Genomic DNA, 18,824 nt, shown 5'->3' with positions numbered 1-18,824 from the left:
CGGCAGACCCCGAAACGGGCTCCGCTGCAGGCGTTCGTGCGGATTCGAGCGGGGACGGCTTCGGGTCGCTGAGTGCGGCTATCAGGTCCTGCAATTCATCTGCGCTTAGCGGCGACGTGCGTTCAGGCGCGGCTCCTTGTTCCGTCACGGGCACAGCGGTGTGCTCTGCTTCGTGCGGCAAGTTCTCACTGCCGGGAGGCGCTGCGGGAGACGGGGGGGCCGTTTCGGAATGCAAATCCGGCTGCGGCATTTCTCCGGCCTGTCCGTTGCTGGAAATCCTGTCGCTGTCTTCTTTTCCGGCCACGTCATCCCCGAGGGCTGTTCAATAAGAAACACTATATCTTGGCAATAACACACGCACTACATGTTCAATCTACAACATATAGCGTGAACACACAAGATTGCAGCGGATGTAGTCTAGCACTTGGACTCCAGGAACGCAATGGCGGTCGGCAATTTCTTCCCATTTTGCATCTGGCCACGCCCAAAAAAAGGGCCGCAAGCGGTTTCTTCTGTCGCTTGCGGCCCCGTACTCCGCCGTATTGATTACCGCCTCTTGCGCAGCACAAAAGCGCCCGAGACAGCGGCCACGCCTGCAAGGATGCTCAGGCCAATCAGGCCCGCGGCCGGGATGGGCGACTCGACCGTCAGGTAGACCTCCGGCGAGTAATGGGTCTCGAGGTCGTCGGAGACGGCAAGCCGATACACGCCCTCGTGTACGTAGTCGAGCGGCGTGAACGCCAACGCGGACGTCCCTGTGCCGCTCAGGCTGTCGTCGTCGGCCAGCGGTTGAAACGCCTTCGCGTCATCGTCGAAATACCATTGCATGTCGAGTGCGCCGAGGCCGCCCTCGACGATGGTGAGCAGTTGCTGCTCGTAGGTGGCAACCCAGACCAGGGTGTAGTTGCCCATGCCGTCGGGTTCCAGTCCTTCCGTGTCCATGGTAATTGAGATGTGCGTTCCGATGCGCACGGCGCCGATTTCCGAGACTACCGTGTTGGTCGCGTCCGAGACACGGCTGTAGTACTCGAAGGCGCCGGCGCCCAAGGCCGCCGGGTCCACAGTCAGTTGCTGCGCGTTCTCCTCCGTCGTGAACGATGCGAGAATCGTCTCGGTCATCGAGCCGGCGGGCCGCCGGATCCACTCGAAGGTAATCGGGCTGAGGCCACCGGAGAAACGGGTGACCAGCGGGAATTCCGGCGAATCGATGTAGCCATCGAAATTCGCCGGACTCTCTTCAATCGCCAGATGCGCCGCGATCCGCACCATGGCGATATCGGAGACCACCGTGTCGAAGTAGTCGGTGACCCGGCTGAAGTACTCGAAGTCGCCCACCCCCACGGCTGCGGGGTCCACCGTCAGTTCCTGGATATTCTCGGCCGGTGTGAACGACGCGAGAACCGTCTCAGTCATCGAACCGGCGGGCCGCCGGACCCATTCGAAGGTCAACGGGGTGAAACCGCCCGAATAGCGCGTAACCAGCAGGAACGCAGGCGAATCTACGTACACGTCCGCGCCGGCGGGACTCTCCTCAATGACCAGCGGGTCGCCGACAAAGAGCCGCGCCGCGTTGGACGTCGCCGTGGTAGGCCCGCCAACATCCGACCCGCTGTCTTGCACGACAATGCGGAAATCGTGGCGGTCGTCGGCCTCCGTGACCGGGTCAACGGTCAACGTGTCCGTTGCGGAACCCGATATATTACCGGCATCGGTCAACGGGACGAACCCGCTGCCCGTATCGCGCTCCCAGGAAAGGGTAGACGGCGGGATACCGCCCGAGATGAGGGCGGGGATACTCACGTTGCCGTTGGACGGGACCCGGTAGATGGCCGGGTCGAGCACGGCAACAGGCTGTTCAAACACGGCGACCGAGACGGTATTGGTCGTTTCGGACTGACCGCCGCCGTCGGAGATTATGCAGGAATAATCGCCCGCATCCGTCAAGTATGCGCCCGTGATGGTCAGGATTTCCGTATGGGCCCCGGAAATGCTGCCGCCATCTTCAAGCGGTTCGCCGTTTCGCTGCCAGGCATAGACGTAGACGCCGTCGCCGCCGATGGCCGCCACTTCCAGCGCAAGGTCTTCGCCTTCGTACATGCGGATCGGCCCAGGGGGCACCGGGCCGAAGGCAGTCAGCAGGAGGTCGAATTCCGCTTCGTTAGTGGGGACCGTGTGCGTGTTGTCGGTGATCAGACAGCGATAGAGGTTTCCATCCATTTCATCGTCGGCGAGCAAGGTCAGCATGTCGTTGACCGCGCCGGGTACGTTGACGAACCCGCTGCCGTCGTTCACCTGCCATTGATACGTAAGGGGGCCCGCGCCGTCGGCGTTACGCACCTGAAAACTGATGGTCTGGGCGTAGTACGCCGCAATGCCCGGCACCGGGTCGTAAGTGATGGGCGAGTGGATATTCACGACGGAGTCCGAGCCGGTCGAGACAACGGTGGTTGTGAAAATCTGACCCGGCTGGAGCGTGCCGGCGTTGACGGCGCGCGGGCCGTTCAAACCGACTTCGAGAATGACTTCCGGCAAAGCCTCCGTATGGTTGTTCTTGATGAAAATCTGGTCGTATCCGGCGAAAGGCGACATGATGCCGGACAGACGCACCATCTCGATGCGGAACTGGCCCGGCGGACTCACTTGCGCCTGATTCCAGAACGTGGCGTTCAGAATGCCTGCCGTGGCCGCGCCCGTGGTTAATTGGCCAATATAAGGATGCGTGTCCAGCGTGTCGTAGCCGTTGGTGCTGGTCAGGATGACGTCGTTGCGCACGTTGCCGAAGACAGGCGTCGCGTTCGCATCGTCCGCCTTGTTCACGCTGGGATGCTGGCTCGCGGGATTGCGAAGATTGCTGATAATAGTGACCCGGCCATTGTGCTGCGGCTGCGTTGTGGCCACGTTGTTGGCCACGACTTCGCCGGTATTGGCGAGGATAACCGAGCCCTGCAGCTTGACCATGCCCGGCGTGCCTTTGCCGCCGCTGCCGCCGCCGCCGCCCGTACCGCCCAAACCGCCGCCGCTTCCCTGTCCGCCCCGGCCGCCTTTGCCGCCGTCGCCCCCGTCGCCGCTCAAGAGGTAGCCCGTGCCGCCCAGGCCGCCGAACACGCCGTCGACCCCCAATGTCCCCGCGCCGCCGCCGCTGCCGCCTACGCCCAGTCCGGGGGTGTCTGGCACGCCCGCGGAAATATTGACCATTCCGGTGAACTGCAGCAGACCGCGCGCACCGAGAATGATGGCGCCGCCACCCTGCGCGCCCGCACCGCCAATACCGCCGCCGCCGCCGGGGCCGCCGATGCCGCCGGCGCCGCCCTGGCCACCCGTGCCCGCGTTCGCCTGGCCGTTGCCGCCCGGCATGGGCATTTCAAACGCCCCAGGATTCGATGTGCCAACCTGCGAAACGGGTCCCTGTGACCCGAGCGAACCTTGGGTCCCGATGTTATTACCGCCGCCGCCGCCACCGCCGCTTCCCTGCGTCCCGGCGCCGCCGGCCCCGCCGCCCGCCCCGGCAAGCTTCGCGTTAAGTGGAAGGCCATATTTTACTCCCCCGCCGCCGCCGCCGCCTGCGCCGCCGCCGCCGCCGCCGCCACCCGCACCAGCGCCTGCCCCGCCGCCGCCGCCGCCGCCGCCGCCGCCGCCGCCGCCTGGTCCCGCGAACAGGCTCAACGTGTCTGCCGGCGCGGTGAACTGCGCGGCGTTGCCCGTGCCGCCTGACCCACCCGTGCCGCCTGGGTTTCCGGCGTCCTGGCCGGGGCCGGCCCCGTCCAGTGCATTGGCCCCGTTCGCACCGATGCCGCCGTCGCCGCCGTCGGCCGCAGGGGCCGGGCTCGTAGTCCCGGCACCTCCCGTTCCGACGGAGGTGGAACCTGCGCCAAGCGCACCGGCGGACTTGTCGCCCAGACCTGCCGAGCCGGCGGCGCCGCCGTCGCCGCGGAAGCCCGCGCCGGTCAGGTTGTTGAAGCCGAAGCCGCCGTTCAAGCCGTTCTTGCCGGGCTGGCCTGTCTTGCCATCGGCGCCGACTTGGCCCCCCGAGCCGTCGACGCCCACTGAGCCTTGTTTCCCCGTGTTTTGGCCCGCCTCGCCATACCCGCCGTCGCCGCCGTCGCCGCCCGCGCCGCCATTGCCGCCGGGGCCGCCGTCGCCGCCGTCGCCGCCGCCGCCGCCATATCCCGGGTCGCCGCCGACGCCGGCGCCAGCGCGCCCGACTCCGTATCCGTAACTGCCTTCGATGCCGGAAACGTCGAATGTGGCGTCAATGCGCATGTCATTCTGGGACAAGATGGAGACCGGGTGGGGCCCCGTAACGGCAATTGGAACTTCTTCCGCGATGTAGACGCTGTCAAAGCGGAAGGTAACGACGCCATCTTGATAAACGCCGTCCGCGACCTTGGTGAGGCCGATGGTGAGTTCGCGCAACGCGGTGTTGAAGGTCACCAGCGCGGGCTCGTCCAGGTATAGGTCGCCTTGGCTCGGTGTCAGCATCGGGTCCAGATAGGAGTACTGGGCCTGCGCCCCGACGGTGAGCGCCAAGACAGCGATGGCCAAAAAAACGAACACGCGGCTGTGATTACCGCGTGCTATCTCCCCGAATGCTCCAGAAATATTGCCGCGCCCGCACATGTGGTCTGCCTCCCGTGAATTAAGACGCCTCTGTACGAATAAATCCCTACTGCTGCCACGAGACGCCCAAGCGCGTCCCGGTCAGTTCGCGCACCAGCCAATTCCCCCGTGGTCTGGCATTTCCTGTTAAGTAGGGCAAAAGGGGCGCTCGGGGAACCATGCTGCGCCGTCAGCGTCCACTGAGTACCCTGCACCGGCATCTAGAGGTTTCTTGCGCGGTCCTCACGTGCCTTTACTTAATCGTAACCGGGAATGCTGATTCTGTCAATGTATATTCTTGCGGCAATTCTTGCCGGTTGCCGTTTTCGTGAAGACACCGGAGCCTGAAGGGATTATTCCGCCCTCGCGGAACCCCTGCCAGCGCCGTTTCCCGGAACTGGCGCGGTTCCGTTCCCGGCTGATAGACTACGCAATTAGGGCGGCGCGCCGTCATCGGCAGCCGCGCCGCAGGCGTTTTCCCGAACGATGCGGGAAGGGAGACATGCATCGGTGATTGAAGTCGAAGGGTTGACCAAGTGCTACGGCCCCGTGGCGGCTATCGACGATATCTCATTCAAGATTGCGCCAGGCGAGATTGTAGGCTTTCTGGGGCCGAATGGGGCTGGCAAGACGACGACGATACGCATTCTGACGGGGTTCGCGCCCGCAACGCGGGGCCGCGCGACCATCGCCGGGTACGAGGTGCACGCGCATCCGCTGGAAGTGAAGCGCCGGGTCGGCTATCTGCCTGAGCGGGTGCCGGTCTACGAAGAGATGACGGTGTCGGCGTTTCTGCGCTACGTGGCCGAAGTGAAGGGGGTCCGGCGCGCGGCGCGGCGAGAGGAAGTGGACCGGGTAATGGCGCACTGCGGCGTGAACGACATGGCGGGACGGCTGGTCCGCAATCTTTCGAAAGGGTATCGTCAGCGGGTGGGTCTGGCGCAGGCGCTGGTGGGTAATCCGCCTGTGCTGATTCTGGATGAACCGACCGTGGGCCTGGACCCGCGGCAGATCATCGAGGTGCGCCACCTGGTCCGGGCGCTGGCGCCTGAGCACACCGTATTGCTCAGCACGCATATCCTGCCGGAAGCCGCCATGACTTGCGACCGGGTCATCATCATGCATTGCGGGCGTATTGCCGCGGAGCACCGCGTGGACGCGGGCGGCCCTTCGCTCGAAGAGTTGTTCCTTCGGGCCATCGGCGGGGACCAGGCGGCATGAGAAACACCTGGGCCGTCTGCAAGCGCGAGTTCGCCGCGTATTTCCTCACGCCCGCGGGTTATGTCGTGACCGGTATCTTCGCCGTCGTCGTGGGGTTGGGATTTCGCGCCATGTTTCTGGACTATGCCCGGATGTCGCAGGCGCCGACCGACTACGGCTTCACGAGCGTGCCGGATTTCGAAGAGTTCTTCCTCCATCCGTATCTCGTGTTCGCCGGGATGATGATCGTGTTTCTGACACCCTTGATCACGATGCGGCTCATGGCGGAGGAACGGCATCGCGGCACGGCGGAGCAGCTGTTCACGCTGCCCTTGCGCGATAGCGAGATTGTCTTTGGCAAGTACCTCGCGGCGCTGGCCATGCTGGGCGTCATGATGACGGTCGTGGGCATTCACCTGGTCATCGTGGAGCGTTATGTCGCGATCGAGCCTGTCGTACTCGCTTGCGGATTGGCCGGCGTGTTTCTCATGGGCGCGGCATTTCTCAGCCTCGGTTTCTTCATTTCCTGCCTTGCGCAAACGCAGATCACCGCCGCGGCTTTCAGTTTCGGGCTGACCATGGTGCTGTTTTTCGCGGGCAACATAGCGGAGGACCTGCCCGAGCCGCGCGACATCGCCGCGGCGGGGGCTGGGCCGCTGCAGCCGCTGCTTATCGGAAGCTATACCGTGCTGCGCGCGCTCGCGCGGCAATTGGCGGCGGACAAGCACCTCGAGGAACTGACCCTGGGCGTCGTGCAGCCCCAGGATATCGCCTATTACGTCCTGTTCAGCGCCTTCTTCCTGTTTCTCACGTTTCGCGCGCTGGAAAGCCGGAACTGGAGGGGCTGAGCGATGCGGCTGGCCAAGACGGTATTGGGCGCGGGCACACTGCTGCTGCTATTGCTCGCCGTAAACGTCCTGATCTGGGAGCGGACGCTTGTCTGGCTTTACGCGTCGCTGGGTCTTGCCCTGTTGCTGGCGCTCGGATGGCTGGTCGCCGCCTTTCTCCACCTCGGGGGCCGCGCAGCCTTGCAGGGCCGCGCTGTCGGCACCGTGAACGCGGTCATCGCGTCGCTGTTGTTTCTCGGTGTCTGCGTGCTGGCGTATCTGTTTGCGCGCTATCCCGGCGCGGCGTGGGATGTGACGCAGGAAGGCCGGCGCCAACTTGCGGACCAAACGGTTCAGGTGCTCGAGAATATGACGCGAGAGGTGGAGGTGTTCTGTTTTTTCCCCGAGACGGACGACAAGATCGCGCAGGTCTCGAAAGACAAGACGTTGCGGTTTCTTGAACTGTGTCAGAAGCATACCGGTCTGGTCACGGTACGCTTGATCGACCCGCACATCGACCAGGCGTCGCTGGCGGAAATGGGCATCACGCACCTCTCGCCGCAGGGCACGGTCGTCGTGAAGTCCGGCGTACGTCAAAAAGTGATCTGGTTCACGGGCGGCAGCCCGCGCCTCGAGGAACGGGATTTCACGAACGCCTTGATTAATGTGTTGCGCGACGCGGAGCCAAAAGTATGCTTTCTTACGGGCCACGGCGAGCGCGGAATCACGGACGAGGACCCCGCCGAGGGCGCATCCCTGCTGTATCAGTTTCTGAAGAGCGAGTCGTATCGTCCGGAGGCCGCCGGTATCAAGATGTCGGACCCGCAGGTGCCGGAAGACTGTGACCTGTTGGTCATTAATGGCCTCACTTCGGAGTTGTACGCGGAGGAATTGGAGGCTATTGACGCCTATATCGGCGGCGGCGGGCGCTTGTTGCTGCTGGTGGAGCCGTGGGTGCTCGCTCGGCTTTCCTCGGGCGGGGAGCGCGTGCGCGCGTGGCTCGAAGAGCGCCACGGGGTTGCCCTCGGCGCGGACTTGGTCCTGGCCGTGCCCGAGGAACGTCAGGTGACGCAGGAGCAGCAGAATCAGGTGCGCGCGCAGTTCAGCGCGGACCAGGGGCCGTTTGCGGAACTCGAGAATGAGGCGCCGGGCGCTTACCACGGCTGTTACAGCGCGCAGCACCCGCTCACGCGCAGCTTCGATCAAGTCATGCTGTTGTATGGCGCCGGCACCGTGTGCGAGGCCCGCTCCGTGCCGCGTGGCGTGACCGTGACGGAGATCGTGCGCACGCCGCCCGGCTATTGGGCGGAGGAAGACATTGCCGGGTTCTCGAAGACGGGCGAAGCGCGGCGCGACGCCAACGAGCGGAAGGGACCATTGCCCGTAGCGGTCGCGGTAAGCAAGGCTACGGAAACGCCGCTGGGCGATACGGGCCGCACACGCGAGGCCCGTTTGGTCGTGGTCGCGAACGAAGGGTTCGCGTCGAACGGCCAGATCGCCCTCGCGGGCGGCAATCTGAATTTCCTGTTGAATGCCGTCGCGTGGCTGACCCAGAGCGAGGACCTGATTGCGATCCGGCCTTCGGGCAGCACGGATGCTGCGCTGGTCCTCGACCCGATACAGGAACGTACGGTGACCTGGGTCGCCGTGTTGCTCACGCTGCAACTGCTGCTGCTGCCCGGCGGTCTCATCTATTTGGCGCGCAGGAGAAACCGATGAGAATCCGTTCGACCTTCGTGCTCGCCGTACTGCTGGCGCTATTGTGCGCGGGCTACTGGTACCTGACGCGCCGCGAACAGGAGACTGCACGCCGGACCATCGAGGAGAAACGGCTTGCCGCGTTTCCCGCCGAGGATGTCCGCCGCGTCTCGGTGCGGCAGGCCGGCGCCGCCAGCGTAACGGCGGAGCGGGACGAAACGGGTGCGTGGCGGATCGTCGAGCCCGCGGACGGCATTCCCGCGCATGCGGGGCGATGGAACGACCTCGCGGAGACGATTGCCACACTGATGAATGCGCGCACAATCGAGGAAGCGCCCGCGGATCTCGCGCGCTTCGGCCTCGACGCGCCCGCGCTTGTCGTGACCGCGGACGCAAAGGACGGCGCCCGCCTGCAACTCGCTTTCGGCAAGACCGAACCTATTCAGGTGAACCGGTACACGCGCGTGAACGACGGCCCCGTGGTGCTTGTCGCGGACCGCGCGTTTCTTCGGCTGAACCGGCCGCTCGAGGAATTGCGCGACCGGCGCATGTTCTCTCTCGCGCTGGAGGCCGTGCGGCGCATCGAATTCGTCCGCATCTGGGACGGTCGCGGCGAGCCGCCGCCCGGCGCGCCGGTCGAAGTGGGCGCCGAATTGGGCAGGGTCGTCGTTGTCCGCGACAGTGCCGAAGGCGTCTGGCGAGTGGTGGAACCCGTTGCCGCGGCCGCCGACCAGGAGCGTGTCGGCGCGCTGCTGCAGGAACTGCCGCAACTTGTGGGCGAGAATTTTGTCGACCAGCCGGAGGACTTGAGCGACTACGGTCTGAAACCGGGCTGGGCGCGCCTGACGGTCGCGGACGAGACCGGCGCGGTGACCGAATCGCTCCTGCTCGGCGCGGCGGACCTTGCGGGCGGCGGCGTTCTGTTCGTGAAACGGGCGGACCAGGCGGCTGTGTGCCGGCTCGACCCCTACTTCGCGAATTTCCTGCCGCTGACCCGGACCCATTTCCGTGATGCGCGGCTGATTACGCGCCCGGTTCGCGGGCTGAACGCGTTGCGGTACGTCTCGCGAGACGACGAGTTCATCCTGCGCAAAGACCCCGCGGCGGGGTGGCGGCTTGTCTCGCCGCCGGCCGAGCAGACGGACCAGGCGGCTGTCTCGACGCTGATCGGCGAACTCGTGCGCATGACGGCGCTCGATTTCCCGGCCGGCGCGCCCGAGGATTACGCCCTCAGCGACCCGGAAATTACGCTCTGGCTTGGTTTTGAAGGCGAGACCGGCTCCGTGCAGATGCGGTTCGGCCCCGGGCCGGAAGGCCAAGATGCCTACTTCGCCACACAGGATACAGGCGCCGTTGTCATGCTGCCCGGCAACGCGCTGGCCGCGGTGCGCCGTTCGAGCCGCGATTTGCAGTCCTTCGAGTTGATGCGATTTGTCCGGGACAACGCCGTGAAGATTACCATTACGCTGGATGACCGGCAGGTCGTGCTCGAGAATCGCGCCGGCGTCTGGCAGGTGGCCGTTCCCCCGAATTGCGTCCTGCAGAATCAGGATGACGCCAGGCGCCTGCTTGAAATCCTCTCGCCTTTGAAAGCGGATGCCGCGCTGCCCGCGCCGGAAGACCTCGCGGTCTACGGCCTGGACCGCCCCGCGTTCTCCGCGAGCGTCGAGGTAATTGTGCCGGAAGAGCCCGGGCGCACTCAGGTGTTGGGCCCGCTCTTCGTGGGCGCGCCCGCAGGCGGGCAGCCGCAGCGCCGCTACGCCCTGCTGGCGGGCCGCGACGGGACCTACCTGGTCGAGCAGGCCCTCCTGGACGGGGTGCGCGAGGCGTTACGAGGGGTACGGGAAGCAGACCGTTAACGAATGCGACGTGGTCTGGTAATATCTTGAGTCGACCCGCGGGACGGCGTCGAGCCGGAATAAATTATTGACAAATAACGCGAATACCTACAGGTTCTGGAAGGGAGGTGGCGCGGTAACTTCAAGCGCTCTGGGGAATTGCGTGGACTTCTTTTATTGACACTTTGAGGGCGCTATGATATAAAGCAAATTGACAAAAGAGGGACCTGACGTGGCAGGACCCACGAGGGAGATAGAGCCTCTAGACCTCTGCAATGCAGCAGTGTAGACAAGGTCGAGACCCGTCGCTTGTTATTCACCGGCGGGGGTTGTACTGTTTTGTGACAAGGTACGGCCGTCGCGGCGGCGGGATGGTGTGCCGGTGCGCAGGTGATAGGCCGCGTCGCGGGATTGCCTGAACGCGAGAGTGGAGGTATGACACGGTGAGCTTGAAACGTTGCGCGATCCTGGGCCTGAGCGTTGCGGTAGTGCTCCAGTTCGGCATGGCCGGACAGCTTCACGAGCTGGCCGCATCGCTTCTTGCCAACCGGGCCGCACCGAAAGCCGAGCCTTTCCAAGTGGCCAGTTCTTCCGTTGCGCTCGTGAACGTCCTGGCGCGCAGCGCGCTCATCAGTCAGTCGGTCTGCGACGTCATTTATCTTGATTTCGCGTCCGACCCTGACCCGGCCATTGGCGAAGCGCCGCTGACGGTCGTGTTCAGCAACATCAGCGACGTGCCGTCGCAGGTGGGAACGGTGGAAGTGGTGGAATGGTTCCCGGCCTACGTGGAAGGACAGGCCACGGGCACTTCTCTGCTTCCGAACCAGAACCTTCAAGCCAACTATGAAGAGCCCGGCACATACGATGTGGGCATGCGCATCCGGGTGAACGGGCAATGGTGTCCGCCGCGCACGTTTGACGATGGCAGCGTGCGGCCCCCATTTCTGAAGCCCGGTTATGTCGTGGTGACGGAGCCGGGCGAGGCCGAGCAGCCGCCTACGGCCACGCTGGAATTCAGCGAACTGACGCGCGACCAGGAAGCGCTGGTGCCGCTGTGCGACTGGGTGCCGCTGTGGCAGTTCACGCTGGGCTATGACCTGGACGAAGAGCAGGGCCCGGCGCTGCGGTATATGAAGACCATGGACTACACGATCCGCGGCGACAGCCGGGGCCTCGACGACCTGGGTTACCGCAACATTGCGCCGCCCGCGAGCGCAGACATCCTCGAGTTTGGCCTTTTCAAAGAGAATGACGCGGGTTCGGACAGCGAAGACAACCTCGTGCTGGATACATCGTACGACCGGTTGATCATCTCCTGGGATTCGCTGGGCAACGACCGTCTGGGCCGCGTGAACGTCGAAGTGACGGGCACGCCCGTCCCCATCGGCGGCCTTTTCGCTCCGCTGTATTACACCGTCAATTTCCTGGACGCGCAGAACCTTCCTCTGAATTCCGATACCCCGGTGGAGGCGGGACCGAGCCTTGAGGATGCGGGCATACCGGGGTATTCCTATATCTTGGCGGTGCGTACGTCCGCGGTATGGCAGAGCGGCGTGACGCTGAGCTGCGACGTGACCAATTGCGTCGTGGTGGACGTGGTGACCGGCCAAGTGCCCACGGACGACGAGGGCGAGCCCATCGACTCGCTGCCGGACTTCCCGCTCGAATCCGAAAGCGGCTATAGTTCGAGTTTTACCGTTATGGACGTCACCGGCACGCCGGGCAGAGCCTGGCGGCCGATTTTCTACGATGCGTGGAACCGGCCCCGGTTCGGGTACACGCCTACGGCCGAATGGGTGCGGCCCAAGTGGAACACCTTGGCGCAAACCTTCGAGACCGTCGGCGCCATGCTCCTGGATATACGCAAGCTTACGCCGTTTGAGACCTGGGGGCCCGTGCTGGGCATTAACCTGCACTCGACGAAATCGCTGCATTTCGATTTCTACGATGACGTTTCCCAGTTTCCCAGCCCAACGTCCATACTGCGCGAGGACGGCCTGGACAAGGCGGCGGCGCAGCTGGAAGAAGTAAACGTCGTGGTTACCGACATGGGCGCGGACCCGGCGGTTGCGGGCAGCGGCGGACTCGACCCTCGCGATGGGTTCGACCGGATCACCGACGCGGTAGATGTATTGGATGTCGAATCGGGGATAGGCGACGACTGCACGTACAATGGCGTTTGGGTATGGCATGACACCAACAACAACGGCGTGTTTGACCCGCCGACGCCTCAGGAGAGCGGCCTGACCTTCAACGGGGATTTCCCCTTGATGGGCATGAGCCAGTTCTCCGCCGACTATCCCAACGGCGACTGGGAATACGTTCCGTTTCCGCCGGGCGGGGGCGACCCCTGGTGGAAGGTCAAACTGCGTTTTCTCGAGGGCCATCGCCGCACGTCCGATGAAATATCCGATGCGGAAAACACCGCGGGCTACGTCGAAGCCGTGCCCGACGGCGCGGAATACAGCCAGTTCACGCCGGACTATTTCGTGACGATCCGGGCCGACAGCGGCCGGCGCGATGCGTCCACAACGGTAGGGGACGGGGTGGGGCTGCCCGCGGGCGTTGACTTCCGCGCCTTTATTGAACCGCGCCGCTACAATCCGCTCACCGGCACTCAGGATGGTGGTATTTACGTCAACAGTATGGTGCCCGGTGTCGGCTGGAAGGATGGTCCGCTGTCGTTGACCGCAGCATGGCAGGATGACCCGCGCTGGTACGTGGACGAGCCGTGGTGGAACCAGCGCACCATGAATGCGACCACCGCCAAGCCGCTGCGCAGCAGTGTGGAAGTGCACGACCTCGCGTTGCTTTATGAATCGCACTCTACGTACCGCTACGTGACGGATTTCTTGTACGGAAGTTGGTATTTCGATTCTGGCGGGGGTATTCCAAGCATGTTTGGATATAGCTTCCCGCTTTCCGGGGGTGCGCTGTCCAGTTTTGACCGCTGGCTTGACCCCTTCGGTCTCGAACGGGACAAGTTCTATTACGAGTACTCGGTGGATATCAGCCGCTGGTACGTGAATCTCTCGGTCAGTTATGCGGGATTCCCGTTCCTGCTGAGCGACAACGCTTCGGTCGGCATGTTCCCGTTTGAGATTGCGCCTTTCTTCTCCGACGCCGATTTGACGGCTGCCGGGCCGCGCTCGAACCTCTACCCCAATCCGCCGGAACAGCCGACGCTGCCGGAATACGACACGTGGTCGGCGGTCACCGCGCCGGGCCAGTACCCCCGGATCACCGACTGGGCGCCGGAAGACCGGCAGACGCGCTCTCTTTATCAGAGGACGGATATCCAGAGCGACCATGTGGCCCTGTTGGGGATTAATCTGGCCGGCGTGGATGACCCCAGCGTCAACGTGGACTCCATCAAGTTGAATCAGCTCACGGTCGCATTCTGGGGGCCGGACTTCAAACCGGACGATCTGGAGTCCCTGGACCCGCACGGAACAGACCTGGACGCCGGTCTGCTGCTTTGGGAGGACAGCGACTCGAATGGCGTATTCGTGGGCGCGCCCATGCGCGACATTATCCCGACTTTCTTCCTGGGTTTGGACACGCCTGTGCCGCTGCGCGACTTGGTCTGGCCCTCCAGCCCGGAACTTGTCGATGTCGATGGCGACTACGTGCCGGACGACATGAACGGCGATGGCGTGGTGGACACGCGCGACCGCGCATGGGTGCTCAAACTGGTGCCGCAACAATTGTGGGAATTGCCCTATACCGATCAGGGCGGCGAGGATATCGAAGTGGACGAGGGGGGCCTGGAGAAGGCCGCTGGGGACGCTTCGCGGGAGAAGCGAATCGCGTTTGCCGGTCTCGACCAGCTCGCGGAAGACGGCGGGAAGGCGCTCGTCCCGGACGGCGATAACCCGGGCGACGATCTCTTCATTTCGGTGCGTTTCTCGGACAAGGCGCGGCGTTTCCAGAAACTGCGCGCGGTGATTCCGGCGACGCTGCCCGACCGCACGGGCACGGCGCAACGCGCCGGTATCCAATTCTTCCCGGAAGTGAAGACGACGCCCGATGCGTTCCTGAAGGTCAATCCCGACGAAGACCCGGTTCAGGATTTCTACGGTCACGACACGGTCGAGGTGAATGTGCCGGTCAAGGTGGTGACGTACGCGACGCAATTCGACACCCTGATTCCCGGTGGCCCGGCCAAGGCCGCGCTGGGCATCGATGTCGCCACCAATCAGCCCTCGAATACCGTGGCCACCGGCGCTGGCGGTACGGGCGCCGAAGGGGCGTTTACCGTCGCGGGCGCGGCCTGGACGCCGAATGCCTTCGCCGGACTCTGTCTCATTGACGAGGGCTACGAAGCGTATGAAATCACGGGCAACAACGCGCAAACCCTGACTTTGTTGAGCGGCCAGCCGCGCAACGGCCGCTGGCGCATCGTCCGCAATCCGACATTCCTGGAACAGTTGTTTATCGAGCTCTATCCGGAGATAGATCTGTTGACCGGCGGAACAAGCGGCTTCAACGCGGAAGACGACTTGCTTCCGCTGGACCTCGACCAGGAAATCAGCGGCATAGCGTTGTACCGCGACAACGACATGAACCCGGCCAACCGCAATGGCCGATGGGATCCCGGTATCGACATTCCGCTGATGCTGGACGCGGAACCCGATTTTATCGGCCAGGCGGGCGAACCGACGCAGGCGCGGTTCATTTTCTCGACGCCGGGCACCGACGAATTCCCAGTTGCCAAGGCGCAGCAACCGCGGCACCGCCAGTGGGTCCAAGACACCTTCGGCGATGGTTCAACGAATCATCCGGACACGGGGCCGGATTTCTTCCTCGTGCTGCGCCCCTCGCGCAACCTTTCCGAAACCGACTCGTTCCAGATCGGACTGGTCTCGTGGGGGCCGAGCACGCCCAGCGCGCCCGACCCGGATGCGTGGACTTCGGCATGGCTGCCCGCCGGCGCCCCGCCATTGCCGGCGGAACAACGGCATGAGTTCGTGAAGTTCCAGGACTTTCCCTGGGCTGAACACGGCCTGGGCTTCGTGACTCTGCTGAATGACCCGCTTGTTCAGTACCGGATGGACGGCGCGGTGGCGCGCGCCGATGTGGATGCCAGCGGAATCAATTTCGTGCGGTCCACGTGCACCAAGAAGGTGCGCAGCGGCGTTTACTCGGCCGCGGACCAACCCGTGGGCCCGCAGACGCTGGTCATCGAGTCAACTACCCCGGTGAATGGCGAAGGCTTTACGGAATTGCCCAGCCAGATTCTGCCGGGTCAGACGGTCGGCTTTACCATTCACGGCCAGGGTTTTGGAACGGCGCCGCAGGTTTTGCTGAGCGGTTACGACGTTAGCGTGCGCACGGTGCAGGACGGGAAGGTGTCGGTCACCATCACGGTGAAACCGGAGAGTGTGCCCACCGAGCCCATCGTGTTGCTCGTGCGGAATCCGCAGACCGGCGAGGAGGCGAGCCGAAACGACCTGTTCACCCTGGTTTCGGGCACAATGACGCGGCCGGTGATTACGGACGTGTCCCCGGGCAAGGCGACGCGCGACCAGTTCCCCGTGACGATTTCTGGCCAGAACTTCGATGCGCAGGGCGGCGTCGAGGTGCGTTTCGGGCGGACACTGATGCCGGTGCAATCCCTGACGGCGACGCGGGTCCAGGTGGGCTTCCCGGTGTCCGGCCTGCCCACGACGGGCCTGCTCGACGTTTCGGTGCGTAATAAGTCCACGGGCCAGGAAGATGTGGCCGCGGACGGCTTTGAATATGTGAATACGGCCATGCGGCCGACCAAGGTCCTGTTCTGCGGGCCGGCCGTTGTGGACGGCCCGGCGCCGTACGCGGCTGACGCGCTGGTGATGTTCGCGGCGGCGGCTGTGTTGTGGGGTGTGCATGGATGGTCGCGGCGACGGCTTGCGGCCCGGCGGCGATAGGCGTGGCGCGCGGTCTCGCTTCCGTGGCGTATCCCCGGGGCGAGACGGCGCCGCGAGGCATCATGGGCAGGCTGCCCATGCCATAAGGAGAATCGGACTCGTGAACGCTGTTCTGCGAAGAAGCGTGGTTCTCGCGATGGTCGCGCTGTGCGTCCTGTCTCCGGGCGCGTGGGCCTTCTTCCCCATCGGGCAATTCGACGCGTATGAAGTCCTGCGTTACGCCACGTGGCGTTTGTCGGCGATGGACCTCAACAACGATGGCGAGGTGGGTCCCGACGAAGGAGTCGAAGTGCTGATCGAGGCCGGGCCTCTCGGTTTTACGGCCGATGAGATCGATGTGGTGGAGGAATCCATCCAGGTCTGGGAGGATGTGGGCACCTCCTATGCGGCGATCAAGGTGGCAGGCGAGTATCAGGACCCCCTGTTGGCCGGTGTCCCGGACAACATCAACTCGATTCAAATGGAAGTGCCGCTGGACCCCTCGGAAATACAGGTTGGCGTTATCAGCGACCCGGCCATCATCGGCCTGACGCTGTTGAACTACGTAACGGAAGACACGGTCGTCACGGTGAACGGCATTACCGCGCAGGTTACCGCGGGCACGATTCTGGATGCGGACGTCGTGATCGACGGCGTTGACACGCGGCCGTTGACGCCCGGCAGTCAGCCCTTCATCTCGCTGAAGGACGTACTGGTGCACGAATTGGGCCATTTCTTCGGTCTGGACCATACGCCCAACAGTACGGTGACCATCGACTTCGACCTGTTTGACCTTGTGGAAACCGCGAATTTCAAGACGCGCGACGCGGCAGGGCAGGAGGTATTTGTGGGGCTTACGCCGACGATGTTTCCCATCTACTTCCTGACCCGTGACCGCGTAAGCGGGTCGGCCCCGGTCGCGGGCGCGTTTTCGTTGGCTCCAGATGACATTTCCGGCATCTCGTTTCTCTATCCCAGGGGCAACTTGAACGACTATTTCCGGATTAAGCACAGGGCGCGCAGCCAGAACCGGCCGGACCTGCCTTCTTTCCCGTTGCCCGGCGCCGTCATTACGGCGTGGATTGACCATGATGAGGACCCGGCCACGGCGCGCCAGCCCTTCATGTCCACGATGACGGGGCTTTACCAACCCGCCAGCAAGGTGTTGCGCGCGGGCGATTTCGACCTTTTCGGGTTGTGGAAGCGTATCGAGGTCGAAGGCGCCGCGGGCCAAGTGGACGCCACCTACACGCTTACGATGAGTCCGGTTAACGCAAGCGGCTTCGAGCGCATTGCGCCCGCGCCGTACCTGGCTGGCGATTTCCAGTCCATCGGCGGTTCCGCGTCGTCGTCGGCGGCCCTGTTCGTCTCGGAAACGTTCAATGAGTTTGGCAACGTGATTGACCTGACCAACCATGACGTGGGCACGGCGCTCAAGTGGGACAGCGTTCGCCAGACGGTCGTCAGCGCGGAGACGGGCCAGTCGCTCGGCCAGATCCTGCCGAACCGCGGCCAACCGATGTTCGGCGACCCCAATCGGACGTGTCCGTTCAATGTGATTACCGGCGGCGCCGATACCGGCACCACGACGGCGGCGCTGCGCCGTTTCCGGGACGACGTGCTGCTGCAGTCCGCGGCGGGTGCGCTTTGCGTTGACGTGTACTATTCGCTGGCGCCCTCCGTGGCCGGAGTGCTGGCGGAGAACGAGGGCTGGCTGCGCCTCGCCCTCTGGGTGTGGAGTCTGGCTGAAATGGCCGTGTATTATCGTCTGTATCTCGTGTTGCTGGCGGTGCCCGCCTACTGGCTGTTCCGCCGCGCGCGCCGCTTGCGCCGCGCACGGTCGGCAACAGCGGCGGGCCTTCTGTTGCTGGCGCTCGCGCTGGCCAGCGCGACGGCCTACGCGTCGGTCGGCCTGCCGGCCGACACGGAAGACTTGGCTTCCTATTCGGATGCGATTGTTGCGGGGCGCGTGAGCAGCGTGGAGTGCCGCTGGATAAAGACAAGCCAAGGTGAACGCATCGTGACGGATGTTGCCCTGGAGGTCACGGAAACCGCAAAGGGCTACTTGAACAAGGGGACAACGGTCTCGTTCACGGTCCCGGGTGGGCAAGTGGGCGCCGTGGTGACGTACGCCAGCGGTCTCGCCAGGTTCCATGCCGGCGAAGAGGTCCTCTTGTATCTTGCGGAGACGCCCAATCTCGGGTATGTGGTGGTGGGCGGCTCCCGCGGCAAAGTACCCATTGCCACGGATGAGAAAACCGGCGCGAAATCCGTCTATGCCGCGTCCAGCCTGCAAGAGGCGAATCTGCGGCAAGACGCCAAGGCCATAAATGAGCGCGAGGGTGCAGAGGCGTATTCCGCGTCGTGCATCAGCCTGGAAGCGTATCTTGAGTACCTGCGCGGTATCGTCCGACAGCAAGCGGCGGAAGCGGCGCAACCCTGAAGCCGCTTCCGGTTTTCCCGTTGCCAATTATGCCCGGCCCGGTCCGGGCGTTTCTCTCTCTCGCGAACGTTTCCGGTGTGGCATGGGTGAGCCGGGATAGCGCCCCTCTTTCAGGGCGCTTCGTTTCATTGCTATCCGCCGGAACATTCAGCTAAACTACACGTGACCGGGGTTGCTGTGTTCGGAATGGCGGGTATCTGCTGCCTTGTTTCCTGAGTTCAACACCTCTCTGAAATTTCGTCGTAAGTCCTTATTTTATAAGGGGCCGATTTCTGATTTGGGTGTCCCGAGTGTAAGCTGGCCCCATGTTCGTGCGCAAAAAGCCCAATCCGTC

The 18,824-nt window shown here is 63.9% G+C and carries 7 protein-coding genes; 6 read left to right on the top strand and 1 reads right to left on the bottom strand.

The window, feature by feature from the left end:
• Positions 1-546 precede the first annotated feature (546 nt).
• Positions 547-4,554, bottom strand: a complete 4,008-nt coding sequence (locus tag KA184_17545) for a hypothetical protein (GenBank protein MBP8131387.1) — start codon at positions 4,552-4,554, stop codon at positions 547-549.
• A gap of 552 nt (positions 4,555-5,106) precedes the next feature.
• Here KA184_17545 and KA184_17540 point away from each other — a divergent pair.
• From KA184_17540 to KA184_17515, 6 genes are all read left to right on the top strand, one after another.
• Positions 5,107-5,817 (top strand): ABC transporter ATP-binding protein, encoded by a 711-nt coding sequence (locus KA184_17540; GenBank protein MBP8131386.1) that lies wholly within the window; start codon positions 5,107-5,109, stop codon positions 5,815-5,817.
• Positions 5,814-6,644 carry an ABC transporter permease gene (locus KA184_17535; GenBank protein ID MBP8131385.1) on the top strand — a complete coding sequence of 277 codons (831 nt, stop codon included), beginning with the start codon at positions 5,814-5,816 and terminating at the stop codon, positions 6,642-6,644. Before KA184_17540 ends, KA184_17535 begins: the two co-directional genes overlap by 4 nt.
• Positions 6,645-6,647: 3 nt before the next feature.
• A complete protein-coding gene (locus KA184_17530) occupies positions 6,648-8,342 on the top strand; it encodes a Gldg family protein (protein MBP8131384.1) in 1,695 nt (564 codons plus the stop codon).
• Positions 8,339-10,180 (top strand): DUF4340 domain-containing protein, encoded by a 1,842-nt coding sequence (locus KA184_17525; protein ID MBP8131383.1) that lies wholly within the window; start codon positions 8,339-8,341, stop codon positions 10,178-10,180. The genes KA184_17530 and KA184_17525 overlap by 4 nt, the downstream gene beginning before the upstream one ends.
• A 422-nt stretch (positions 10,181-10,602) precedes the next feature.
• Positions 10,603-16,068 (top strand): hypothetical protein, encoded by a 5,466-nt coding sequence (locus KA184_17520; protein MBP8131382.1) that lies wholly within the window; start codon positions 10,603-10,605, stop codon positions 16,066-16,068.
• Positions 16,069-16,168: 100 nt separating this feature from the next.
• Positions 16,169-18,490 (top strand): hypothetical protein, encoded by a 2,322-nt coding sequence (locus tag KA184_17515; protein MBP8131381.1) that lies wholly within the window; start codon positions 16,169-16,171, stop codon positions 18,488-18,490.
• Positions 18,491-18,824: the final 334 nt, after the last annotated feature.

The sequence above is a fragment of the Candidatus Hydrogenedentota bacterium genome, assembly GCA_018005585.1.
Classification (GTDB): domain Bacteria; phylum Hydrogenedentota; class Hydrogenedentia; order Hydrogenedentales; family JAGMZX01; genus JAGMZX01.
The sequence above is the reverse complement of the archived record's forward strand: the minus strand, read 5'-3'. Positions and strand labels throughout refer to the sequence as shown.

Excerpts from the sequence above, each read along its gene's own strand:
- KA184_17535 (MBP8131385.1), top strand. The coding sequence starts at position 5,814 with ATGAGAAACACCTGGGCCGTCTGCAAGCGCGAGTTCGCCGCGTATTTC.
- KA184_17530 (MBP8131384.1), top strand. The coding sequence starts at position 6,648 with ATGCGGCTGGCCAAGACGGTATTGGGCGCGGGCACACTGCTGCTGCTA.
- KA184_17525 (MBP8131383.1), top strand. The coding sequence starts at position 8,339 with ATGAGAATCCGTTCGACCTTCGTGCTCGCCGTACTGCTGGCGCTATTG.